This is a genomic window from Conservatibacter flavescens (assembly GCF_002795425.1).
Classification (GTDB): domain Bacteria; phylum Pseudomonadota; class Gammaproteobacteria; order Enterobacterales; family Pasteurellaceae; genus Conservatibacter; species Conservatibacter flavescens.
The window spans coordinates 40,609-65,859 of the sequence record NZ_PHHA01000014.1 but is presented as its reverse complement, the minus strand read 5'-3'; the positions used below and the strand labels follow the sequence as shown (position 1 = coordinate 65,859).

Genomic DNA, 25,251 nt, shown 5'->3' with positions numbered 1-25,251 from the left:
ATGTGTAGGTTGGATAGGCAATTATTGCCTTAATCCAACCTACGAACGAATGACCACTCTTTTTTCACACTTCCCTTTTACTTCTTCGGTGCATTCGCTAAAATTTTGCTCAGTAATTCCCAATAAATTTGCACAGCGGGAATATGCACTTTTTCATCAGGTGAGTGAGCGTTATGAATAGTTGGGCCGATGGAAACTACATCAATGTTTGGATATTTTTCTTTAATTAATCCACACTCTAAACCCGCATGAATCACTTTCACGACTGATTCATAGCCCAGTACTTCATCATATAGCGTTTTTGTGAGCTGCATGATTTCAGAGTCAGAATGAGGCGCCCAGCCTGGATAATTGCCACTAAATGCCACATGACCACCCAGCATTTCAGTTAAAGACTGTAATTGACTTTGTACATATTCTTTACCACTTTCGATCAGTGAACGTATTAAAATAATGGCGTGTACTTTGGTTTCTGTTGTCTGTAGTACCCCTAAACTTAGGGAGGTTTCTACCACACCCTCTACCACATCACTATTACGGATCACCCCATTAGGCAAGCTATTTAACCAATGAATAACCGTTTGGGTGGAATGATGGTTAAAGACGTGTGTTGTTTTAGCGGTTTCAGCGAGCGTGAGTGTCAAACTAGGCTCTGCCAATGCGAGTTCTTGTTGCAGTAAAATTTCAAATTTTTCAACCGCGCTTTTGAGTTGTGCAACATCACCATTAAAATGAAGAGTCGCGAATGCTTCGCGCGGAATCGCATTACGAACAGAACCCCCGCGAATATCGCTTAATCCAAAGGCAAAGTGCGGTTGTTTTTGGCTAAATTCTGCCAAAAAACGGGCTAATACTTTAATGGCATTGGCGCGCCCTGTATGAATATCTCCCCCAGAATGGCCGCCACGTAGCCCTTTTAACACCAGTTGGTAACTATGGGTAAAGGAATTCGCTTCCAGTTCAACCGGCATTTCTGCATTAGCATCTAATCCACCGGCACAACCCATATAAATTTCACCGTTTTCTTCAGTATCGGTATTGATCATGATTGGGCTAGTCAGCCAATTCGGGCGCAACCCTTTCGCACCGTCCATGCCCGCTTCTTCAGTCATAGTCAATAACACTTCTAATTCGGGATGCGCTAAGTCTGTACTTTCTAACACAGCCATGGCGGAAGCTAAACCTATACCATTATCAGCACCTAATGTTGTGCCTTTTGCTTTGACCCATTCACCATCAATATAAGGTTGAATAGGATCTTTGGTAAAATCATGCACAGTCCCTTCATTGGCTTGAGGCACCATATCTAAATGCGCTTGTAATGCAATTCCCTTACGATCTTCCATACCTGCTGTAGCGGGTTTGCGGATTAATACATTACCTGCTTCATCACGTTCCGCGTACAAGCCTTGTTGTTTTGCCCAATCTAACATGAACTTAGCAACCTGTTCTTCGTGATGAGAAGGGTGTGGAATCGCACAAAGTTGAGCAAACCACTGCCATAATAAATGAGGTTGTAATGATTGTATTGTTGACATTTTATTACCTGTATGTTTAAGGGTTAATTTATAAACTATTTTACAAGATTAGACATAGAGATAATAGTCTTTATTTGAGTGAGGAGCATTTATAATATTGATTTTGGTCATGATAAACCCCATTTATTATTTCCCCTTTATGTATAATACAGTCGTAAGAAAAACCATTTCTTAAGGCAACCATATTACTTCTTGTATTAAAAACTGCACATTTGAGAATAAATTTTTTAATTTCATGACTGTGTTTATCAATCATGGTTTGCAGGCTTTTAGATATAATACCTAATCCTTCATAGTCAGGAGAGATCCAATAGCCAATGTCAGCTTCTCTTTTATGCTTATCTATTGAGTTCAATGATATAACACCAACAATTTTATTCTTAAATTCAATAATGTATATATTTGATTTTTTACCAAAGTCGGATTTGCTTTTTGATAAAAATGATAATATCTCATTGATATTGTTAATGTTATTAACCCAGTCTAAAAACATAGCTAAATATTTTTTATGCGTTATTATTATGTCGAAAATATCCTGAGCATATTTTTCTGCTGCAGGATGAAGATCTATATTACACGTATTTATTTCTTTTCTAATTATATCCATATCTCTTAGCCTCATTTCATTTGTTTTTTCTTTCTGTGATTGGTTGAAGCCACCCTATATACCTAATCCGCCTCCTATAGAAACCTCCTTAATTGTTAGTAATTATTTAGTATGGTTGAACTTATGACATCAAGTGCATAATGATTATAGGACTAAAATAAGAGAAAGTGTGTGGCAATGATCACATTAGTTTACTTTTATTTTCTTTTTTGTAAGTTATGCAGTATTTATTGGATAAAAAAAATAACTAGATCAGTGGCATGAAACACAATTTCAGGTTATCCTTACACAATTTTATTTTAGATATAATTGAAAAGGTGTGTTTTATGAGCGAAAAATATGTTGTGACATGGGATATGTTCCATATGCATGCACGTAAATTAGCAGAGCGTTTATTGCCGGCTTCTCAGTGGAAAGGCATTGTGGCAGTGAGTCGTGGTGGTTTATTTCCGGCGGCGGTATTAGCCCGTGAGTTAGGTGTACGTCATGTAGAAACGGTTTGTATCGCGAGCTATGATCATGATCAGCAGAGTGATTTACGTGTGTTACATAAGGCTGAAATTGGTGATGGCACAGGTTGGATTGTGGTTGATGATTTAGTGGATACGGGGAATACTGCACGAGCTATTCGTGAGATGTATCCGCAAGCGAAGTTTGTGACGGTATTTGCTAAACCAGCAGGCGCAGAACTTGTAGACGATTATATTATTGATATTCCACAAAATACCTGGATTGAACAACCTTGGGATATGGGCATTACCTTTGTGCCACCACTTTCCCGTAAATAATTCTGTAAAAAAGTGCGGTCATTTTTACCGCACTTTTTGTCTATTCGAGGGAAATTATGCAAACGATTCAAGCAAATGATCAGGGTTATTGGCTATTAACTCAGGGATCGGCAATTTATTTAATTGAGGGCAAATTGCCCTGTGGGCGTGCTGATGCTTTCCCTTGGTTGGGTCAACAGGGCATGATTATCGGTACAATGGATAACCAACCCCTTTGGTTGGTTGCGGAACATGAGGAGGAACGTGAATATGTGTCGTTACGTGATCAGCTTGTGTTACCGGAACAGACTTTTAATCTGTTAAGTCGTGGCGTTGAACTCAATTATTTTTTTAAAACCCATCAATTTTGTGGCAAGTGTGGTTCGAAAACGGATTTAGCGCAAGATGAATGGGCGGTACACTGTGATGCTTGTGGTTTTCGGGCATATCCTGTGATTTGTCCATCTATTATTGTTGCGGTACGTCGTGGCAAAGACATTTTATTGGCCAATCATAAACGTCATATTGAAAGCAAAATATATACTACTCTAGCGGGTTTCGTCGAAGTCGGAGAAAGTTTTGAACAAACGGTTGCGCGTGAAGTGTTTGAAGAAACGGGCATTAAAGTTAAAAATATTCAATATTTTGGTAGTCAGCCATGGGCGTTTCCTAATTCACAAATGGTTGGTTTTTTAGCAGAATATGACAGCGGGGAAATTCGCTTACAAGAAGCTGAAATTCATGATGCCCAATGGTTTGACTGTCGTCAGCCACTGCCAGAAATACCGCCTCAAGGCACTATTGCAAGAAAACTGATTGAAGCTACTTTAGCTATATGTAAACGAGAAGATTAAACAATGACAACCTTAAAAAATGATCGCTATTTAAAAGCGTTATTGCGTGAGCCGGTGGATATGACTCCGGTATGGATGATGCGTCAAGCAGGACGTTATTTACCGGAATATAAAGCCACTCGCGCACAAGCTGGAGACTTTATGTCTTTATGCCGTAATGCGGAATTGGCTTGCGAAGTCACTTTGCAACCTTTACGTCGTTATGCACTTGATGCTGCTATTTTATTTTCCGATATTTTGACCATTCCTGATGCTATGGGGCTAGGCCTAAGCTTTGGGGCGGGCGAAGGGCCTAAATTTGCGAAGCCAATTGAAAATAAAAGCGCGGTGGATAATTTGCCGATTCCCGATCCTGAGCAAGAGTTGCAATATGTGATGAATGCCGTACGTACTATTCGTCGCGAGCTAAAAGGCGAAGTGCCGTTAATTGGATTTTCAGGTAGTCCATGGACATTGGCGACTTATATGGTTGAAGGGGGGTCGAGTAAAGCATTTACTAAAATAAAAAAAATGCTATATACACAACCGCACTTATTGCATAGTTTGCTTGATAAATTAGCGCAGTCGGTCATTTTATATTTGAATGCACAAATTAAGGCTGGCGCCCAGGCAGTGATGATTTTTGATACATGGGGCGGCGTATTGGCTCATCGTGATTATCTTGATTTTTCATTGCAGTATATGCATCAAATTGTAGATGGCTTAATTCGCGAACATGATGGCCGTAAAGTCCCTGTAACGTTATTTACCAAAGGCGGTGGACTATGGTTAGAGGCGATGGCTGATACGGGGTGTGATGCTTTAGGTTTGGATTGGACGGTGAATATTGCAGATGCGCGTGCGCGTGTTGGGCATAAAGTAGCTTTACAAGGCAATATGGATCCTTCCATATTATATGCTCCCGCACCACGTATTGAACAAGAAGTGCGGTCGATTTTAGCCGATTTTGGACAAGGTAGTGGGCATGTGTTTAATTTGGGGCATGGTATTCATCAAGATGTGCCTGTAGAAAGCCCTAAAGTGTTAGTTGACAGTATTCATCAGCTTTCTCAAGCGTATCATAAATAAACGTAAGGTGGCCTAGTATGCGAAATCCGATTCATAAGCGTTTAGAAAAATTTGAAAGCTGGCAAAGTTTAGGGTTTATGGCCAGCTTATGTGAGCGTATGTTGCCGAATTTTCGTTTATTTTGTCAAATGACAGAACAATTGGAGTTGGCAAACACTTACCAAAATATTCTCAATTTAGTTTGGGAATATTTGACGGTAAAAGGGGCAAAAATTAACTTTGATAATCAATTGGAAAAATTGGAAACGATTATTCCAGATGTGAACAATTATGATTTTTATGGTGTAGTGCCGGCATTGGATGCGTGTGAAAGCCTATCCGAATTGTTGCATGCCCTAATTGCGGGTGAATATATTGAGCGTTCGATCAAGATTAGTCTTAATTCATTACACACCGTGATTGGTTATTTAGAAACTCAGCAAGATAAGGAATTATCAGAAGCTGAATTAAAGGGCACAGATGAAATTCAGCAGGAATTGGACGTACAATGGGCGATTTATCGAGCGTTAAATGAATGTGATGAAAGAGATACGGAATTGTTGATTTCCTTGAAAAATACCCTAAGAAATGAGGGGGTCAGCAATATTGGGGTCGAAATTATGCCAGAAATGTGATTTTTTTAGCATTTTTAGCAGATATTACTTTTCATTCGATAAAAGTTAGATTAAGCTTAACTCCGCTGTGTACACAACAGTTTTAAATAGACGTATGATAGAAAGGAATTTCTTGATTCGACTAATTTAGTTTTTGATACAAAATCTAGAGGGTAATTATTATTATGAATAAAACTGATTTAATTGATGCTATCGCAAGTGCTGCTGAATTAAACAAGAAACAAGCTAAAGCAGCTTTAGAAGCAACTTTAGATGCTATCACTGGAAGTTTGAAAAAAGGTGAAGCAGTACAGTTAATTGGTTTCGGTACGTTTAAAGTTAATGAGCGTAAAGCACGTACTGGACGCAACCCACAAACTGGTAAGGAAATTCAAATCCCGGCTTCAAAAGTACCTTCTTTTGTTTCCGGTAAAGCGCTTAAAGACGCTGTGAAATAATGAATTAACACGATTTAAAACCCTGTGTTCGTTAGAAGCAGGGTTTTTTGTTTGGTAAAATATCATAAATATCTCCCTTTCCTATTTACATCTTTCCCTTGACTCTATAAAATTTCGTTTCAAATTTCTAATCGAAAGGTTTTTATGTCAAAACGTCATACACAACAACGTCGTCACGGAATAATGCAACTCTTGCAGGCTCAAGGTGAAGTGACAGTTGAGCAATTAGTGACTACTTTTGAAACCTCTGAAGTCACTATTCGTAAAGATCTGACTGCGCTTGAACTCAGTGGCTTTCTATTGCGCCGTTATGGTGGGGCAATATTAATGCCAGTGGAGCTTTTAGAAGAGCAACAAGATGAAGTTCTTTCGAAACGAAAGTTATCTATTGCGAAAGCCGCAGCTGATCGCATTCGCGATCATAATCGTCTTATTGTGGACAGTGGTAGCACAACAACGGCACTGATTAAACAACTAAACCGTAAACAAGGCCTGATTGTGATGACAAATTCTTTATCAGTGGCGAATGAATTGCGTGCATTAGAAAATGAACCGACATTGCTGATGACGGGCGGCACTTGGGATACGCGTTCTGAGTCTTTTCAAGGAAAAGTTGCAGAACAAGTATTACGCTCTTACGATTTTGACCAATTATTTATTGGCGCAGATGGCATTGATTTAGAACGAGGAACCACGACGTTTAATGAGCTTGTGGGATTAAGTCAGGTGATGGCTTCTGTGTCACGCGAGGTCATTGTCATGGCGGAATCGCAAAAGATTGGTCGTAAAATGCCGAATGTTGAGTTGAGTTGGTCACAAATAGATATCTTAATAACCGATGATCAATTAAATCATGAGATTAAAAAACAGATTGAACGACATGGCGTTGAAGTTGTTTGTGTTGGGTAATTGAATGTTTTTGCCTCTTTATTGCAAGGAGAGGCGGAGAACTTGAAATATTATACAAGGCGAATTTTCGCTAAAATTCATTAAAGGAAAAGAAAATTATGTGTGGAATTGTTGGTGCAGTAGCACAGCGTGATGTAGCAGAAATTTTAGTTGATGGTTTACATCGTTTGGAGTATCGCGGTTATGATTCCGCTGGTGTGGCGGTAGTTGGCCATGATCACGAAATGAAAATTGTGCGTCGAGTGGGTAAAGTGAAAGCATTAGATGAAGCGATTGAATCACACCCTTTGATCGGTGGTACTGGTATTGCGCATACTCGCTGGGCAACTCATGGTGAGCCATCAGAAGCCAATGCTCACCCTCATCGTTCAGGGAATATTGCAGTAGTACATAATGGGATTATTGAAAACTATGAAGAACTACGTGAAATCTTGCAAGAGAGAGGCTATGTTTTTCAATCTCAAACGGACACAGAAGTGATTGCGCATTTGGTGGAGTGGGAACTTCGCAGTGCCAATAATTTGCTAGAAGCGGTACAAAAGACGGTAAAACAATTACGTGGTGCTTATGGCACAGTGGTGATGAATCAACAAGAACCAGAACATTTAGTTGTGGCTCGTTCAGGTAGCCCATTAGTCATTGGTTTAGGTGTTGGTGAAAACTTTATTGGTTCAGATCCACTGGCTTTATTAAGTGTCACACGTCGCTTTATTTATCTTGAAGAAGGGGATGTGGCGGAAATTACTCGCCGTACAGTTGAGATTTTTGACCGCTCTGGCGCCAAAGTTGAACGTGAAATCCACGAAGGTAATTTTGAAAGTGATGCCGCAGACAAAGGCCAATATCGCCATTACATGCAAAAAGAAATTTTTGAGCAGCCAGTCGCCATTATGAATACCTTAGAAGGGCGTATTGCTAACGGAAAAGTATTGATTGACAGTATTGCGCCGAATGCAGCGGAGATCTTAAGTCAGGTTGAACATGTGCAAATCGTGGCTTGTGGTACGTCTTATAATGCGGGTATGGTTGCACGCTATTGGTTTGAGTCAATTGCGGGAGTGAGTTGTGATGTAGAAATCGCATCTGAATATCGCTATCGTAAATTTGTTACTCGTCCAAATAGTTTATTGATTACCCTTTCTCAATCCGGTGAAACAGCGGATACTTTAGCCGCATTACGCTTGGCGAAGGAAAAAGGCTTTATGGCGGCAATGACAATTTGTAATGTTGCCAGCTCGTCTTTAGTACGAGAGTCAGATTTTGCATTTATGACACGCGCTGGGGTTGAAATTGGTGTGGCTTCAACCAAAGCCTTTACGACACAGTTAACCTGTTTATTGTTATTAAATGCAGCAGTAGGGCGTTTGAAAGGCAATTTAACGGAAGCACAAGAAGCGGATATTGTACATGCATTACAGCGTTTACCTGCGCAAATTGAAAGTGCGTTAGTATTTGATAAAGCGATTGAGAAATTATCAGAAGATTTTGCAGATAAACACCATACATTATTCTTAGGGCGTGGTGAGTATTATCCAATTGCGATGGAATCGGCATTGAAATTAAAAGAAATTTCTTATATTCATGCAGAAGCTTACGCGGCGGGTGAATTAAAACACGGACCATTGGCTTTAATTGATAATGATATGCCTGTCGTGGTAGTGGCGCCGGAAAATGATTTATTAGAAAAAGTGAAATCTAATATTGAAGAAGTGCGCGCTCGTGGTGGGCAACTTTATGTTTTTGCTGATGATGAAGCAGGCTTTAGCGAGGCTGATGGCTTTAAGATTGTTGTTTTACCGAAAGTCGATCAAGTCACAGCACCTATTTTTTATACGGTACCGTTACAATTATTGTCTTATCATATTGCGTTAATTAAAGGAACCGATGTGGATCAACCGCGTAATTTGGCGAAAGCTGTAACGGTTGAATAAGATTAAGGAAGAGTTAGGGCGTATATTATACGCCCTAAATACATTAACGAGCACCGTAAACGACAATCGTTTTTCCGTGTGCAGAAATCAGATTTTGATCTTCTAGCATTTTTAAAATGCGTCCAACCGTCTCACGTGAACAGCCCACAATCTGTCCAATTTCTTGACGAGTGATTTTTATTTGCATACCTTCAGGGTGAGTCATCGCCTCTGGCATTCTTGCTAAATTGAGTAATGTTTGTGCAATTCGCCCCGTAACATCTAAAAATGCTAAGTTAGTGACCTGTTTTGATGTTTTTTGTAAACGATTAGCCAGTTGACGACTTAAGTAAACTAAAATATCCGGATTAACTTGGATAAGTTGACGAAATTTCTTATATGAAATTTCAGCAATTTCACAAGCTGTTTTTGCTTTGACCCAAGCGCTACGTGTTGTTACTCGGTCTTCAAACACGCCTAGTTCTCCAAAAAACTGCCCTTGGCTAAGATAAGATAAAATCATTTCTTTGCCATCATCGTCTTTAACCAAAACAGCAACAGAGCCTTTGATTAAATAATAAAGGGTGTCCGCTTTTTCTCCTGCGTGAATTAAAGTGCTTTTTGCGGGATATTTATGAATATGGCAATGGGTTAAAAACCAATCCACCGTAGGATCAATTGGAGGATTGGCTGCTGGGTTTTGTTCTTGCTGCATAAAATACCTCGAATACCGTTCGATAAATGATACATCTTGTATCGCTAAATTATAAAGTTAAGGAATTACTTAAGATTGAATGTGGCCTAACCTAAAAATTCCGTTTTATCTTTTATGTCAATTGATTCATGTAATTCTGACCAAACAATGACCGCGCTTCCTTGCTTTATTTGGTTCAATAGGTTGTTTCTTTTTTCTGTCAGAGACAGTTCGTTTATACCGTAGTCTGTTCCTTCGCGTAATATCACGCTATCAACAATGTTTTCTAAGGTATGCTCGTCAAGTTTTTGCCAGGGAATGATCATTATCTCTTAACTTTTTGATTTTGCAAAGGTTATATTTATAAAAATAAAGGTTCAATAAAACGCCATTGTTGTTCAAAGTGTTGGTTTGACATTTGTCTGAAATTTGCCCTGACATAACGCATAAATTGCCCTTCACAGATGGTCACAAGATGTGAAGCGATAATTCGTTCATCAACAGCAAATGCTTTACCTTCGCGGAGTTTTCTCATCTGTAGAATATTGGTAAATTGAAATTCAAGACGATCAAAAAACTGGGCGACCCGCATTTGAAGTTCAGCATCTTCAAACATCAGTGCATGACCTGTTAATACTCGTGTAATACCGGGGTTTTTGCGTGCAAAATCTAAAACCATTTGCAGCATATTATGCACTCGGTTCATCGTATTTGTTTCAGATTTGATTGATTGTGTAATTCGATTGAATAACGTGATTTCAATGGATTCAATCAAGGCTTCAAACATTTTCGTTTTACTCGGAAAGTAGCGATATAACGCAGCTTCCGATACACCGACTTCTGCAGCGAGACGAGCTGTTGTTACACGCTCCATTCCTCGTTCTGAATGTAACATGTGTGTCAACACGGTCAAGACCTGTTGACGACGTTCTTGTTTACTACGTTTTATGATTTGATTATGGGTTTGTTCAGCCATGTTATTGTTTTCCAGAATGTCCAAAACCGCCTTCTCCGCGTTCAGTTTCGGTAAATTCAGTGACAATATTGAATTCAGTTTGGACAACAGGGACAAAGACCAGTTGGGCAATACGATCGCCGACTTCAATTTTAAATGGAACTTGGCTACGATTCCAAGCAGAAACCATGAGCGGACCTTGATAATCGGAATCAATTAATCCCACTAAATTTCCTAGTACAATACCGTGTTTATGTCCTAAGCCTGAGCGGGGTAAGATCATGGCACATAAATTAGGATCTGCAATATAGATTGATAATCCCGTTGGGATCAACTGAGTTTCCCCTGGTTGTAAGATAAGTTCTTCTGTTAGACAAGCTCGCAAATCAAGGCCCGCAGAACCTTCAGTTGCATATTGAGGTAAAGGGAATTGAGTGCCAATGCGAGAGTCTAGAATTTTTACATCAATCTTTTTCATATTTTACTCTTTTTTGATAATGCTGAATAATTTGCTCAACTAGCTGTTGTGCAAGTTGTGTTTTATTGGCTAATGGTAACATTTTTGAGCCGTTTTTCCAGAATAGCTGTAAGGCGTTCTGTTCGGCATTAAAACCTTGATGAGGCGATGAAACGTCATTAGCACATATCAGATCTAAATTTTTTTTGCTCAATTTGTCTTGGGCATATAACTCGATATTTTGTGTTTCTGCGGCAAAACCTACCGTGAAAGGGCGATGTTCATTTAAATGTCCAACATCGGCAATAATATCTGGGTTTTTAATGAGATTGAGTGTGATGGTATCGCCTGATTTTTTCAGTTTTTGATCTGCAACTTGGTCGACCCGATAGTCGGCTACAGCGGCACAACCAATAAAAATGTCATTTTTAACCGCACTTTCTAGGCTTGCTTTCCACATATCGTGAGCAGAGACAACATTAATGCGCTGTACTTGCGCAGGGGTAGGTAAATTGACTGGGCCGGCAATTAAGGTGACATTCGCCCCTCGCTCAGCAAAAGCTTGTGCAATAGCAAAACCCATTTTACCAGAGCTATAATTGCTGATATAGCGCACAGGATCGATTGCTTCACGCGTTGGACCGGCGGTAATGGCGATGTTTAACCCCTGTAAATCTTGTTGTGTCGTGGTAGTCTCTAGAAGCGCTGTGAAAATTTCTAACGGTTCAGCCATGCGTCCCGCGCCAATATCACCACAAGCTTGTTCACCACTATTCGGGCCAATTAATTGAACACCACGCTGTTGTAATTGCGCTAAGTTTTGCTGTGTAACGGTTTGTGCGAACATCTGTTGGTTCATGGCTGGCGCAAGTAAAATTGGGGCTTGGGTGGCAAGACAAAGGGTGGATAATAGATCATTGGCCATGCCCGCATTTAAACGCGCAATAAAATCAGCGGAGGCGGGGGCGATGACGATATAATCTGCCCACTTCGCCAATTCAATATGTCCCATTGCTAATTCTGCTTGTGGGTCTAATAAACTTTCAGCGACCGCATTACCTGAAATCGCTTGCAAGGTTAAGGGAGTGACAAAGGCACTGGCTGCAGGGGTGAGTACCACGCGCACTTCAGCCTGATTTTTACGCAATAAGCGAATAAATTCAATTGTTTTATAGGCGGCAATGCCACCCGTAATTCCCACAACAATGCGTTTTCCTTGCATAGACGAAACCGTTTTAAAAGCGAAAAGTGCGGTTATTTTACTGCAAATTTTGGTTGAGAACAAAGGGAATGTGAGTAAGTGCTTTCATATTTTTAATCAAGATAGCATGTTATCGCGCCATATTTTGCGATCGAGCTTCCAAAATTAAAGCCTACTTTGGTTTTTTTGTACTATAAAAAAGCGTTCCATTTTTATACTGCTATGTAATGGAGAGTAAGAAAGAGGAACTGTATGACAAAAGCGATCTTAATGCCACGAGAAAAATTATTAAAATATGGGGTGGGGGCTTTAGACGATGATGAATTATTGGCTATTTTTTTGCGTACGGGCATAAAAAATTGCCCGGTGATGCAATTATCTCAGCAGGTATTGACACATTTCGGTTCGCTACGAGGATTGATCGCTGCGGATAGAAAACAGTTTTGTGCAGTCAAAGGGCTTGGCATTACACAATTTATTCAATTACAAGCTTGTACCGAAATGACTAAGCGCTACCTCGCAGAGCAATTGGCTATGACAGAAGTATTGACTGACTCTACCGCAGTAAGAATGTATTTGCAGGCAGAGCTTGAACACCAAGAGCGAGAGATTTTTGTGGTATTGTTTTTAGATAACCAACATCGTTTAATCAAAAAAGAACACATGTTTCTTGGAACAATTCATCAAGCTTCCGTATACCCAAGAGAGATTATTAAAACGGCGCTCTATTGCAATGCAGCTGCCATTATTTTGGCCCATAATCACCCCTCGGGGGTGGCAGAACCAAGCGCTTCAGATCGCTTGATTACGCAACAAATTCAGCAGGCCTGTGCGCTGATGGAAATTCGAGTATTAGATCATTTTGTCATAGGAAAAGGATGTTATTTTTCTTTTGCGGAGAATAATGCCTTGTCGCTTTAATCTTGTGCTATTTGTGCGTATAATACGGCAATATTCTCTCTTTTTATTTTGCCGTGTGGGAAATTCATGCAATTAATTCGTGGTATGCACAACTTGAAAACACAACTTCCAAATGGTTGTGCATTAACTATTGGCAATTTTGATGGTGTCCATCTTGGCCATCAAGCAGTATTGCAGCATTTGCGTGAAAAAGCCGAACAGCTAAAATTGCCAGCGGTTGTAATGCTGTTTGAGCCTCAACCACGTGAATATTTTATGGGAGACAACGCACCAGCCCGTTTGATGCGTTTGCGTGATAAGTTGCATTATCTCGCCGAAGCGAAAGTAGATTATGTGGTTTGTTTACGTTTTAACCATGCTTTTAGCCAGCAAAGCGCCACAGATTTTATTAATGATTTATTGGTAAAAAAACTGAATGTGAAGTTTTTGAGCGTTGGAGATGATTTTCGTTTTGGTGCTCAAAGAATGGGTGATTTTCATTTGCTACAACAAGCGGGCCTACGCTTTCATTTTGAAGTGGAAGATAATCAGAGTTTTTGTTTAGATGAAAAACGTATTAGCAGTACCGCCATTCGAGAAGCGTTAATGCATGATAATCTTGCATTAGCTGAGCGTTTACTGGGGCGACCTTACCAAATTTTGGGACGGGTAGCGCATGGAAATAAGCTAGGGCGTACCATCGGTTTTCCCACGGCGAATATTATGCTACATCGCCAAGTGAATCCAGTAAAAGGAGTGTATGCGGTGAAAGTGCGGTTGGATTCTGGAGCGTTTTTTTGTGGCGTTGCGAATATTGGCAAGCGTCCTACGATCAACGGTGTAAAGCAATTACTGGAAGTCCATATTTTTGATTTTCATGGTGATATTTATGGACAAACCTTACAAGTCACGTTATGCCATAAAATTCGCAATGAAATTAAATTCCCTTCTTTTGAAGAGTTAAAAGCGCAAATTGCAAGAGATGTGGAAACGGCAAGAACATTTTTTAATTTGAATGAAATGGAATAGATAAATGTCTGAAATCGATTATAAAAATACTTTAAACCTACCTGAAACAGGCTTTCCTATGCGAGGTGATCTTGCAAAACGTGAGCCGGGTATGCTGAAAAGCTGGTATGAACGCAATTTATATCAAAAAGTGCGTGAGGCTTCACGTGGTAAAAAATCGTTTATTTTGCATGATGGCCCTCCTTATGCGAATGGAACGATTCATATTGGTCATGCGGTCAATAAGATTTTAAAAGACATGATTGTGAAATCTAAAACCGCGTTAGGATATGACTCGCCTTATATACCGGGTTGGGATTGCCACGGCTTGCCGATTGAGTTAAAAGTAGAAAGTTTAGTGGGAAAACCGAATCAAAAGGTAACGGCTGCAGAATTTCGAGCCGCTTGTCGACAATATGCCGCCGAACAAGTGGAAGGACAGAAAAAAGATTTTATCCGTTTAGGGGTTCTTGGAGATTGGGATAATCCTTATTTAACAATGAACTTCCATACTGAGGCAAATATTATCCGTGCCTTTGGTAAAGCCGTCGCGAATGGCCATTTATATAAAGGCGCAAAACCAGTCCATTGGTGTTTAGATTGTGGTTCATCCTTATCAGAAGCCGAAGTGGAATACGAGGATAAAACCTCCCCTTCTATTTATGTGCGTTTTCCGGCAGCAGATGAAAAAGCCGTTGAAGATAAATTTAACTTAAGGGAAAAAGGGCATGGCCGTATTTCTGCGGTTATTTGGACAACGACCCCTTGGACATTGCCGTCGAATAAAGCGATTTCTATTCATCCAGAATTAGATTATCAATTGGTTCAACTAGGTGATGAACGTGTGATTTTAGTAAAAGAACTGGTTGAAAGTGTTGCCACAGCAGCTGGGGTGGAGAATCCGGTTGTGCTAGGCGAGGCAAAAGGCGCGGTCCTTGAGTTATTACAATTTAATCACCCTTTCTATTCATATACGGTGCCACTTATTTTAGGTGAGCATGTGACTACAGATGGCGGGACTGGTTTAGTACATACTGCACCTGATCATGGTCAAGATGACTATGTCGTGTCACAAAAATACCATATCGGTATGGCTGGCTTAATTGGCAATGATGGTAAATTTAATAGCCATGCGGAGTTTTTTGCGGGATTAGGCGTTTTTGAAGCAAATGGTAAAGTGATCGAGAAACTCGAAGAAGTGGGAGCGTTATTAAAATTAAGCAAAATTAAACATAGCTACCCACACTGTTGGCGACACAAAACACCGATTATTTTTCGTGCCACACCACAATGGTTTATTGGTATGGATGTAAAAGGTTTGCGTCAACAGGCATTAAGCGAGATTCAAAAAGTGCGTTGGATTCCGGATTGGGGGCAAGCACGTATTGAAAAAATGGTTGAAAATCGCCCAGATTGGTGTATTTCTCGTCAACGTACTTGGGGAGTGCCAGTTGCCTTATTTATCCATAACGAGACCGAAACTCTTCACCCACGCACATTGGAATTAATAGAAGAAGTGGCAACGCGAGTGGAGAAAACGGGTATTCAAGCTTGGTGGGATTTGGATCCAAAAGAATTGCTAGGTGAGGATGCGCAATATTATAGCCGTGTGCCAGATACCCTTGATGTTTGGTTTGACTCAGGTTCCACTTATTCAGCTGTCGTGAAGGATCGCCCTGAATTTAATGGACAAGAGGCGGATATGTATTTAGAAGGCTCGGATCAGCATCGTGGTTGGTTTATGTCTTCATTAATGTTGTCGACTGCGACAGATAATAAAGCGCCGTATAAACAAGTATTGACTCATGGATTTACGGTAGATGGTCAGGGACGAAAAATGTCCAAATCTATTGGAAATATTGTGACACCACAAGAAGTCATGGATAAATTTGGGGGCGATATTTTACGTTTATGGGTGGCTTCGACGGATTATACTGGCGAGATGACGGTGTCTGATGAAATCTTAAAGCGTGCGGCAGACAGCTATCGTCGTATCCGTAATACCGCGCGTTTCTTGCTAGCAAATTTAAATGGTTTTGATCCGAAACGAGATGCGGTAAAACCGGAAGAGATGATCGTATTAGATCGTTGGGCGGTAGATTGTGCATTACAAGCACAAAATGAAATTAAAGATGCCTATGATAATTATCAATTCCATACCGTGATTCAGCGTTTAATGCGTTTTTGTTCAGTTGAAATGGGATCTTTTTATTTAGATATTATTAAAGATCGCCAATATACAACGAAAGCAGATAGCCTCGCTCGTCGTAGCTGCCAAACGGCATTATGGCACATTGTTGAAGCGCTTGTGCGTTGGATTGCGCCAGTACTTTCTTTTACCGCAGATGAAATTTGGCATTACATTCCAGGTGAGCGTGGTGAGTTTGTCTTTACTGAAGAGTTTTATACGGGGCTATTTGCTTTAGACTCTGCAGAAACCATGAATGATAGTTATTGGCAGCAAGTGTTGATTTTGCGTGATGAAGTTAACCGTATTTTAGAGCAGGCTCGTAATGAAAAAACCATAGGTGCCGCATTAGAAGCCGAAGTGACGTTATATGCAAATGATGAATATGCACAAATTTTGAATCAATTAAAAGATGAATTGCGTTTTGTATTAATTACGTCTAAAGCGGAAGTCAAACCATTGGCAGAGTCAGATGTGGCGGAAGGTGAAGTGAAAGGCTTAGCGATTAAAGTGATTCGTTCAGCAAATCATAAATGCCCACGTTGCTGGCATTACTCCGATAGCAAAGATGAACATTCGCTTTGTTCTCGTTGTGTTGACAATGTGGATGGCAATGGCGAAGTGCGCAAGTTTGCCTAATCAATAATGGGAAATATGGCAAGGACAGCTTATCTTTTGTCTACGCCATATTTCTGTGTTTTTTAGGACAGGTATCTCCTGTCCCGACAAATGATAAGAGTAATGCTTAAAAAATCAGGACTTTCATTTTTATGGCTAAGTGCGGTTGCTTTTGTGATAGATTTAGCCAGTAAGTATTTGGTGGTAAAAAACTTTCAACTTTATGAAAGTATTAATCTTTTACCGGTGTTTAACCTGACTTATGTACGCAATTATGGCGCAGCATTTAGTTTTTTAGCTGAGCATTCTGGTTGGCAAAAATTCTTTTTTATTGGGCTGGCGTTAGTGATTTCAGGCGTATTGATATTTTGGTTAGCCAAAAATCCAATCAATAAAAAACTACAAAACACGGCGTATGCGTTAGTGATTGGCGGTGCATTAGGGAACATGGTTGATCGTTCCTATCATGGCTTTGTAGTGGATTTTTTGGATTTTTATTGGGATATTTATCATTATCCTGTGTTTAATTTCGCTGATGTGTTTATTTGTATTGGCGCAGGTTTATTAATTTGGGATAGTTTTAAAAATAAAGAAACATCCGAATAGCATAATGTGGGAATTGTAATGAAAATAATTTTAGCCAATCCGCGTGGTTTTTGTGCCGGCGTAGATCGTGCAATTAGTATTGTTGAATTAGCGTTAGAAATTCATGGCGCGCCAATTTATGTGCGTCATGAAGTGGTACATAACCGATTTGTGGTGAATGGATTGCGAGAACGTGGCGCGATTTTTGTGGAAGAGTTGCATGAAGTGCCGGATGGGGCTATTGTTATTTTCTCTGCACATGGTGTTTCGCAGGCCGTTCGCCAAGAGGCAAAAAATCGGAATTTAAAAGTCTTTGATGCGACGTGTCCACTTGTAACAAAAGTGCATATGCAGGTCGCACGAGCCAGTAAAAAAGGCACTAAAGCAATTTTAATTGGACATGAAGGCCACCCAGAAGTAGAAGGCACAATGGGACAATATGATAATGCCGAAGGGGGAATTTTCTTAGTTGAAAACGTGGAGGATATTGCGAAATTAGGTTTAAAGTCAGATGATAATTTGACTTTTATGACACAAACCACGCTATCCATTGATGATACAGCTGATGTGATTGAAGCATTAAAGGAAAAATATCCTGCTATTCAAGGACCACGTAAAAATGATATTTGTTATGCGACGACAAACCGCCAACAAGCGGTGAGAGAGCTGGCGGAACAATCTGATTTAGTCTTGGTTGTGGGGTCGAAAAATTCATCGAATTCTAATCGTTTGGCCGAGCTGGCTTCTCGTATGGGAGTGCCGGCTAAATTAATTGATGGAGCAGAAGATATCGATCCGGCTTGGTTGCAAAATGTCCAAACAATTGGAATTACAGCAGGGGCATCCGCACCGGAAGTTTTAGTTCAATCCGTAGTGTCTCGTCTGAAAGAATTGGGTGTGACCCAAGTGGAAGAATTAGAAGGCTGTGAAGAAAACACGGTTTTTGAAGTGCCAAGAGAGTTACGTATTACTGAAGTCAATTAATCTTTTCTTTTTCAAGCGGTTAAAACCGCTTGAAAATCTAAACTAACCGCATTACACTACGCCACAATTTCTGCTGAGCAGAAATCTTTCCTCTTACTTTTAATCGTTACCTGCGAGTAGCAAAAGGATTCAAAATGAACAACAATAAAGTTAGCCAATATGGCTGGAAAGCCTTATTAGGTTCCGCTGTGGGTTATGCCATGGACGGATTCGATCTTCTTATTCTGGGTTTTATGTTATCTGCGATTTCTGCAGATTTAAACCTTACTCCTGCGCAAGGAGGCTCACTTGTTACCTGGACATTGATTGGTGCGGTAGTCGGTGGCATAGTTTTTGGTGCATTAAGTGATAAATATGGCCGTGTGCGCGTACTAACTTGGACGATCGTTCTATTTGCCGTGTTTACAGGATTATGCGCCTTTGCTCAAGGTTATTGGGATTTGCTGATTTATCGTACTATTGCCGGCATCGGTCTTGGTGGTGAATTTGGTATTGGAATGGCGCTTGCAGCAGAAGCCTGGCCGGCTCGACATCGTGCGAGAGCCTCATCTTATGTGGCTTTAGGTTGGCAAGTTGGGGTGCTTGGCGCTGCATTATTAACGCCGGCTTTATTGCCTTATATTGGCTGGCGCGGCATGTTTATTGTGGGGATTTTCCCGGCTTTCGTGGCGTGGTATTTACGTGCGAAATTACATGAGCCGGAAGTTTTTGTTGAAAAACAGACCGCACTTCAAAGCCAAAAAAGTAGCAAATTGGAATCATTTAAATTGTTGGTGAAAGATAAGGCCACAGCCAAAATTAGTGCCGGTATTGTGGTGTTGACCTCTGTGCAGAACTTTGGTTATTACGGTATTATGATTTGGATGCCAAACTTCTTATCTAAACAATTGGGTTTCAGTTTAACCAAGTCTGGCCTTTGGACGGCAGTGACTATTTGTGGCATGATGGTGGGAATTTGGGTATTCGGACAGCTTGCGGATCGCATTGGACGTAAACCAAGTTTCCTCTTGTTCCAAGCCGGCGCGGTGATCAGTATTTTCGCTTATTCTCAACTAGAAGACCCAACAACGATGTTAATTGCTGGGGCATTTTTGGGGATGTTTGTTAATGGTATGATGGGAGGATATGGCGCATTAATGTCAGAAGCTTACCCAACCAATGCTCGCGCAACGGCTCAAAATGTATTATTTAATTTAGGTCGTGGTGTCGGTGGGTTTGGCCCTGTTGTGGTAGGAGCCTTAGTATCGGCTTACTCTTTCCAAATCGCAATTGCATTTTTAGCGGCAATTTATGTGATTGATATGATTGCGACTATTTTCTTAATACCCGAATTGAAAGGCAAAGCCCTCGATTAAATTGAAGCTAGCCTCAACATAACATGTGAATGATTGGACTGATTGCGGTATTGCACCGGATCAGTCCATTTATTTTTATTTCGTTTTTTGTGTTGTAACAAACACTTTCACATTGTCGCTGTATAATTTTTCAGCGGTACTTTTTATTGCATCTAAAGTAATGTGGTCAGCAAGATGCTGCATTTCGCCGAGATAGCGGGGATCTTGATATTGCTGTTCGCTCAATATTAGGCGACGGAACCAGGTTTCTGGGGATTTTATCCGTTCTTTTTCTTGGCGTATAAAAGCGTTTTTGGCCTGTTCAATATCCTGTTCTGTAATGTGATCGGCGAGATGTGCTAATACTTGCATGGCTTCTTTAACCAATATTTCGCGCGTTGCTGGATTTGCAGTAAAACTTAATTCACTTTCAATCCGATGCGTTTCAGGGTTAAGAGTGCTGCTAAAACGCAGGCTGTATATGCCTTGCTTCTCATCGCGTAGCGCGAGTTTGAGTTTTTGATTAGCAATATGACTCAATAGTGACACCAATACTGCGTCTTTACCTTGCCATAAGTGCGGTGTAAAAATCCAAATTTTTACGTCATCTTTGGGTTCCGGGTGAAAAGCAAAGGTTTGTACACCTTTGCCTGCCAAAGGTAAAATGCCTTGACTGCTAAAAGCTTGTTGGCGTGGAATGGTGGCCAAATATTGCTTCACTAAGGACTTCATTTCTTTAGAATTTAAATTATTGGCGATGAAATAGGTTGTTGGCGCCGATGTCATTTTTTGCCATGTTTCATTCAAATCCTGTTCAGTGAGATTCTCCAATTCATTTTGTGTAGGTAAATTATCTTGAGACTGTGCGCCATAACGAAATTGCTCTAAGGTTTGCATACGAGTATATTCAAGGTTATTCTCCCTTCTTAAATTAAGTTGACGGGTCAGACTTTGTTTTAGCTGTTCTAAGTCATCTTTTACCTGAGTTTCTCGTATGGTGGCATAATATAAGCGTAATAAATCTGCCACATGGTCATTCGTTGTATTACCTTCTATACGCAGTTGGGTTGCACTTTGTTTAATACTTAAATTCACTTTTTTGTCTTTTTTCCACCCATTGAGTTGCGCAGTTTCCCAAGAAAGCGGTGCGGTTTGATTAATCGTTTGAGTCGCCAGCTGGCTTAGCCAATTGGAGAGGCCTTGAGCTTTATACCCTGCGCTGCTTTGTGCTTCAAAATAGGTGCGATCGTTGCTAAGCGGTAAATGTAGCCAAACCACTTTATCCCCATTAGACAATTGCCAATGGGTGACATTCTGTTCGGGGTAATGCTGCTCATGGATAATATCACCGACTTCTGTTATAGGCTCAAAGGTCACAGGGGCAAGAGTGACTTCCGCTGTTGGTGGATTTAGCGGCTGATTTTGTGCAAAAATTTGCCAGTTTTTGACCGCACTTTGGGTAATCGAGGTGATTTGAGTATCGCGCGGTGGTTGGTATTGTACAATACGATCTTCTGCGCTGAACCATTGATTCAGGCGCTGTTGTGTTTCCTCTAGGGTAATGGATTTTAGTAGGGGTTCTGTCAGGTTAGCCAATTCCGATTGGGTTAAATAAGGCTTATCCATGAGTACGGTACTGACCATAGCCTGCATCCAGCCAGAAAAATCGCGATCATTTTGATGTTGTTTGGCTTTCTCAATTTGGGCAAATAAGGGTTGTTTTTGCTTATCTAATTCTGCTTGGGTAAAAGGGTAGCGTTTTAAGCGTTCGATTTCTTGAAAAATCTGTTGTAAACCTTGTGCGTGGGATTGGCTATCTACGCTAGAAAAAATGCCCAGTATTCCTGTATGGTTCCCCAATTCGGTTTTGCGTACCACAAGAGAATTGATTCCGTCGGGGAGGGATTGTTGCTCATTGCGTAAACGCTGAGTTAACATGGCCAACGTGAGGCGATTAATTAAGCGTTCTCGGCGAGCTTGTTCACTATTATTGCGACTGCCGGCTTCATTAAAACGCCAAATATAGGCAACTTGGCTAACGCCACTACGGGTATCTTGAACTTTATTAATCCGTAATGTATTCGTTAAAGTCGGATCTAAATAATCACGGTTTGGTAATGTTTTTTGTTTTGCCGGGCCAAAATAGTGTTGAATTTGTTGTGTAGCCTGCTCGATAGTAATATCGCCAACAATGAGAATATGCATATTATTTGGCACATACCAAATGTGGTAAAAATCCTGCAATTCTGTCGCTGGCATGGTATTAATGCTGTGTTGTGTGCCGATCACCGGGCTTCGAGTATAGCGAGAATTAGCCCGCACAGAAGCAGTACGCTGTTCATTCATAGTCGCGGCAACGCCTTGATTACCACGCCATTCTTCTAAAATAATTTGTCTTTCTTGGTCTAAATCGCTTTGCTTAAGCGTGGCATGTAGGAGCATTTGGGATAACACATCAAGGGTCTGAGCCAGTCCCGCGCCTTGTGGAGGCGTAAACATATAGGTCGTGTTATCTGATGTGGTGACAGCATTATAATTTCTGCCACGCACCCAGTGATGCTCATGTAAATAAGTCATGATCCCTTGCGGATATTTTTCAGTGGCCTTAAAGGTAAGATGCTCAAGCATATGGGCGACCCCTGCTTGATGATCTTTTTCATCTACCGCCCCCGCATTGACCCGAATTCGCACTTCAAGGCGGTTAGGTTCGTTATGTAAGGGAAGAATGGTATAGCGTAAACCATTGGCTAATTCACCTTGTACCGGCGCGCTAATTTCGCCATAACTGGTTGTTGAAAATAATATGAAAAAAAATAAAAAAATGTACCGCACTTTATACTCCCTTGAACAACTAGAACAGGAATTCTCCTCAGATGAGTGACAAACTTAGCAAGATAATGGGCGTATGTAATACGCCCTGCAATAAATGTCATTATCCATTGAAATTTAAATACTATTTATTACCAGTTATAACTGATCCCAAGCCAATAATTTCGGCCTTGTTTATATTGCGCTCTGGCATTTGAACCGGTAGATTTGGTGCGAGATAACGCTTTACGGTTAAATACGTTATTAATGTCTAAAGTCAGTTCAAGGAACTGGTTTTTAAATGTAGGCTGTTTATACGTAAATCGCCAATCTACGGTTAAATAGCTGCCCGTTTCTGCATCTAAATATTCTGTGGCCTCGCCAACATAATCCCCACAAATTGCACGATAATTTGTTTCGGTATAAATACCGTTACAAGCAACGGAGGATTGACTTGCCTCTAGAAATTTTCGACCTCGAGTATAGTTAATACGTTGGTCCCAATTTAAACGCAGGGTCGGAAAATATAAGTTAATATCTACAAAGGAAGACCATGGTGTATTAAAGTCAGCCGGTGGCAAAGTGATGCTGTCGATAAGCTGGTTATTGTAAATCGCTTTTGCATTATCATCTGTGGAACTTTGGTCATAATAGGTATTATTGGTTTTTGTTCGACTGATACGCAAGCCGGCATCCCAACTGAGTTCCATATATTTAAATTTATAAGGCGATATAGGTGCCATAGCGAGGGTAAAGGTATCATTCTTACTCCAGCCATTATTATTTAATACTCGGAAAGTATCCCCATCAATACGGCGAATATCGCTGGAAAATTGATTACGACTATGACGACCTACCCATTTGAATGTCCAGCGAGTATTCCAAAGTTGTTGGGAAAGCCCAAGCACTTGCTCATCGCTATAAGGCGTTTTTACTTTGGTCATATAGTAATTTGTTGGTGCATCGAAATCACTTCGCATGCTCCAAGCGTTAGGTTGGTTATTCACCAACGCGCGTTCATAGCGGATATGGCTACCAATTCCTTTACGTAACTGGAAAGCTAACATGGAGTTGCCATAGTAACGATTTAACCCACCGAATAGTTGAGTAGAACCATCTCCAAATAGATCATATGAGGCAGAAATACGGTGGGCAAGGCTGGTATTGCCTAAGAATTTATTGTGATCAACACGCGCACCGAGTGTCATTTCTAAACGCTTCCATTTTATTTGATCTTGAATGTATAAGGCATAATTTGTGTCATTGACATTTACATTACGCGCTTGATAGAGATTAGAGCTGAATGCAAATTGAGAGTTATTTATACATTCAGTTGCGTTACCACATTGTACACTTGGGGAGGCTTGGTAAAAATACATCCAGTTGTCATTATCGCGATGGTATTTTGCTTTGGCGATTTCAGTAGACCAACCAAAGCTAAGTTTATGCTCCATGCCCGCCCATTCAAAGCTTGTGGCATCAAAATCTTGCTTTAAGGTATAAATTTCTTTTTCAGTGAAATAGGTTCCATAGCCGCCCCACGCTGCATAAGTGCCACGACTAGCAAGTGTGCCATCAGGATAAAACAAAGGTGAATGCATCCAATCTATTTCAGGCGTGGCCATATAACGATGATAAGTACCTTCTTCATGCTTGATTTCATCACCTGTTTTTTTATAGCCAATGTAGGAAGTCATTTTTCCCCAATCCAACTGATGTTCCCAGTCTAAATTCGCTTGGAAACCGCCACCTGTACTGGTAAATTCGCCATTTTTAATATTGGGTTTAAATACTTTGGATTTGTGAGGAGAATAAATCACTGTACCACGCCACATATCGCCATTATCAGCGAGATAGACCCCTTTAAGCAAATAGGTTTCATTTGTTCGTTTTTGCTGATTCGGCACTGGGGCTGAGGGGTTATCAATATAACGCATCGTTGAATGATAATAGTCAATATCGGATTGCGTACGTTCATAATTAAATAAAATAGCAAAATTTTCACTTAATTTCTCGCTAGCTTCAAGGCCATAAGTTTGCTTTTTAAAGACGGGGTGGAAATCAAGGCGAGAAGCGCGAGTAAATTGGTTTTCATCACGGTTATCAATATAAAAGGTGGTCCAGGCAGAACGCGTTGTACGATAGTAAACACGACCACTACGTTGACGATCGAATGCGGGATCTTTTAACTTGGCGTTAATGACACCACCGGTGAAGTTACCATATTTCGCTGAAATGTTGCTATCAAATGCTTCAACGGACTGAAGTAAATTCGCATTAATCCACATTGACTGGGAATTACCACTTGGCAAATCATAAGGGTTTGAGCCTATTGGAACCCCCTGGCGATCGATATTGCCACTTGGGTTAATGTTGTCGTTATTTGACATGCCATCTAAGACAAAATTATTGTTATAGTATTTCTCACCATGAAATGAGACTTCATTAGGGGCAATCTCGCCAGCATTGCTAGATAACTCCCCTTGATCGGAAAAGCGAACATTTGGGTTGGATTTTAGTAAATCTGTAATTCCCCCATTTTTGCTTGGGAGTCTTTGGATCTGTTGCTCTGTGATTTTTTGTGTGCCGATTTGCTGACTAAAAGGTGTGTCACTTACGATGATTGTTTCAAGCTCTGCATTGTATTCACCAATGGTGTCAACCTGATCATCTGCATAAACAGGCAAGGCAAAAGCAGCAAGCAGGCTACTATAAACTAAACTGTATTGATAATGTTTCATAATGGTTCCTTCAGTTTTATATTTTTATGGATAAAAGTGCGGTAACTATTTAAAAAGTTTTTAAAAACGCACCG

The 25,251-nt window shown here is 40.5% G+C and carries 22 protein-coding genes; 13 read left to right on the top strand and 9 right to left on the bottom strand.

The window, feature by feature from the left end; translation table 11 throughout:
* Window positions 1-77 precede the first annotated feature (77 nt).
* Window positions 78-1,538: an aminoacyl-histidine dipeptidase gene (locus CVP05_RS06485; RefSeq protein ID WP_100288766.1), complete on the bottom strand. Its 1,461-nt coding sequence runs from the start codon at window positions 1,536-1,538 to the stop codon at window positions 78-80.
* Window positions 1,539-1,608: 70 nt separating this feature from the next.
* Window positions 1,609-2,145, bottom strand: coding sequence for a GNAT family N-acetyltransferase (locus tag CVP05_RS06480; protein ID WP_165773131.1), 537 nt, complete (start codon window positions 2,143-2,145; stop codon window positions 1,609-1,611).
* 326 nt (window positions 2,146-2,471) lie between these two features.
* On the opposite strand from CVP05_RS06480, the gene gpt reads away from it, so the two are divergent.
* The 7 genes from gpt (at window position 2,472) to glmS (ending at window position 8,725) form a co-directional block, all read left to right on the top strand.
* Window positions 2,472-2,933: a xanthine phosphoribosyltransferase gene (gene gpt / locus CVP05_RS06475; RefSeq protein ID WP_100288764.1), complete on the top strand. Its 462-nt coding sequence runs from the start codon at window positions 2,472-2,474 to the stop codon at window positions 2,931-2,933.
* 56 nt (window positions 2,934-2,989) lie between these two features.
* Window positions 2,990-3,766, top strand: a complete 777-nt coding sequence (gene nudC / locus CVP05_RS06470; RefSeq protein ID WP_100288763.1) for an NAD(+) diphosphatase — start codon at window positions 2,990-2,992, stop codon at window positions 3,764-3,766.
* 3 nt (window positions 3,767-3,769) lie between these two features.
* Window positions 3,770-4,834, top strand: coding sequence for a uroporphyrinogen decarboxylase (gene hemE / locus CVP05_RS06465; RefSeq protein ID WP_100288762.1), 1,065 nt, complete (start codon window positions 3,770-3,772; stop codon window positions 4,832-4,834).
* Window positions 4,835-4,851: 17 nt separating this feature from the next.
* Window positions 4,852-5,448 carry a YjaG family protein gene (locus tag CVP05_RS06460; protein ID WP_100288761.1) on the top strand — a complete coding sequence of 199 codons (597 nt, stop codon included), beginning with the start codon at window positions 4,852-4,854 and terminating at the stop codon, window positions 5,446-5,448.
* Window positions 5,449-5,612: 164 nt separating this feature from the next.
* On the top strand, window positions 5,613-5,885 hold the full coding sequence (locus tag CVP05_RS06455) for an HU family DNA-binding protein (RefSeq protein ID WP_100288760.1): 273 nt from the start codon (window positions 5,613-5,615) through the stop codon (window positions 5,883-5,885).
* A gap of 144 nt (window positions 5,886-6,029) precedes the next feature.
* Window positions 6,030-6,794, top strand: coding sequence for a DeoR/GlpR family DNA-binding transcription regulator (locus CVP05_RS06450; RefSeq protein WP_100288759.1), 765 nt, complete (start codon window positions 6,030-6,032; stop codon window positions 6,792-6,794).
* 98 nt (window positions 6,795-6,892) lie between these two features.
* On the top strand, window positions 6,893-8,725 hold the full coding sequence (gene glmS / locus CVP05_RS06445) for a glutamine--fructose-6-phosphate transaminase (isomerizing) (RefSeq protein WP_100288758.1): 1,833 nt from the start codon (window positions 6,893-6,895) through the stop codon (window positions 8,723-8,725).
* 43 nt (window positions 8,726-8,768) lie between these two features.
* Here the strand turns inward: glmS and crp are convergent, their stop codons facing one another.
* The 5 genes from crp to coaBC all read right to left on the bottom strand — a co-directional run bounded on the left by crp (window position 8,769) and on the right by coaBC (window position 12,032).
* Window positions 8,769-9,419, bottom strand: a complete 651-nt coding sequence (gene crp / locus CVP05_RS06440; protein ID WP_100288757.1) for a cAMP-activated global transcriptional regulator CRP — start codon at window positions 9,417-9,419, stop codon at window positions 8,769-8,771.
* Window positions 9,420-9,505: 86 nt separating this feature from the next.
* Entirely contained in the window at window positions 9,506-9,724 is a 219-nt protein-coding gene (locus CVP05_RS06435) for a YheU family protein (RefSeq protein WP_100288756.1), read from the bottom strand.
* A gap of 35 nt (window positions 9,725-9,759) precedes the next feature.
* A complete protein-coding gene (gene slmA / locus CVP05_RS06430; protein WP_100288755.1) occupies window positions 9,760-10,374 on the bottom strand; it encodes a nucleoid occlusion factor SlmA in 615 nt (204 codons plus the stop codon).
* A gap of 1 nt (window position 10,375) precedes the next feature.
* Complete coding sequence (dut, locus tag CVP05_RS06425; protein WP_100288754.1) at window positions 10,376-10,831, bottom strand: dUTP diphosphatase; 456 nt, start codon at window positions 10,829-10,831, stop codon at window positions 10,376-10,378.
* Window positions 10,818-12,032: a bifunctional phosphopantothenoylcysteine decarboxylase/phosphopantothenate--cysteine ligase CoaBC gene (gene coaBC / locus CVP05_RS06420; RefSeq protein WP_100288753.1), complete on the bottom strand. Its 1,215-nt coding sequence runs from the start codon at window positions 12,030-12,032 to the stop codon at window positions 10,818-10,820. Before coaBC ends, dut begins: the two co-directional genes overlap by 14 nt.
* A gap of 231 nt (window positions 12,033-12,263) precedes the next feature.
* On the opposite strand from coaBC, the gene radC reads away from it, so the two are divergent.
* From radC to CVP05_RS06390, 6 genes are all read left to right on the top strand, one after another.
* A complete protein-coding gene (radC, locus tag CVP05_RS06415; protein WP_100288752.1) occupies window positions 12,264-12,932 on the top strand; it encodes a RadC family protein in 669 nt (222 codons plus the stop codon).
* Window positions 12,933-12,998: 66 nt separating this feature from the next.
* Window positions 12,999-13,940: a bifunctional riboflavin kinase/FAD synthetase gene (gene ribF, locus CVP05_RS06410; protein WP_100288751.1), complete on the top strand. Its 942-nt coding sequence runs from the start codon at window positions 12,999-13,001 to the stop codon at window positions 13,938-13,940.
* A gap of 4 nt (window positions 13,941-13,944) precedes the next feature.
* Entirely contained in the window at window positions 13,945-16,746 is a 2,802-nt protein-coding gene (gene ileS, locus CVP05_RS06405; protein ID WP_100288750.1) for an isoleucine--tRNA ligase, read from the top strand.
* Between the two features lie 102 nt (window positions 16,747-16,848).
* Window positions 16,849-17,331, top strand: coding sequence for a signal peptidase II (gene lspA / locus CVP05_RS06400; RefSeq protein ID WP_100288749.1), 483 nt, complete (start codon window positions 16,849-16,851; stop codon window positions 17,329-17,331).
* Between the two features lie 18 nt (window positions 17,332-17,349).
* Entirely contained in the window at window positions 17,350-18,294 is a 945-nt protein-coding gene (gene ispH / locus CVP05_RS06395; protein ID WP_100288748.1) for a 4-hydroxy-3-methylbut-2-enyl diphosphate reductase, read from the top strand.
* A 134-nt stretch (window positions 18,295-18,428) separates the two neighbouring features.
* A complete protein-coding gene (locus CVP05_RS06390) occupies window positions 18,429-19,649 on the top strand; it encodes an MFS transporter (RefSeq protein ID WP_100288747.1) in 1,221 nt (406 codons plus the stop codon).
* Window positions 19,650-19,724: 75 nt separating this feature from the next.
* Here the strand turns inward: CVP05_RS06390 and CVP05_RS06385 are convergent, their stop codons facing one another.
* Together CVP05_RS06385 and CVP05_RS06380 are read right to left on the bottom strand one after the other, a co-directional pair.
* The gene (locus CVP05_RS06385; protein ID WP_207761355.1) at window positions 19,725-22,460 is read right to left on the bottom strand and encodes a M16 family metallopeptidase; all 2,736 of its coding nucleotides are present in this window, start codon (window positions 22,458-22,460) and stop codon (window positions 19,725-19,727) included.
* A gap of 128 nt (window positions 22,461-22,588) precedes the next feature.
* Window positions 22,589-25,177, bottom strand: a complete 2,589-nt coding sequence (locus tag CVP05_RS06380) for a TonB-dependent receptor (protein ID WP_100288746.1) — start codon at window positions 25,175-25,177, stop codon at window positions 22,589-22,591.
* Window positions 25,178-25,251: the final 74 nt, after the last annotated feature.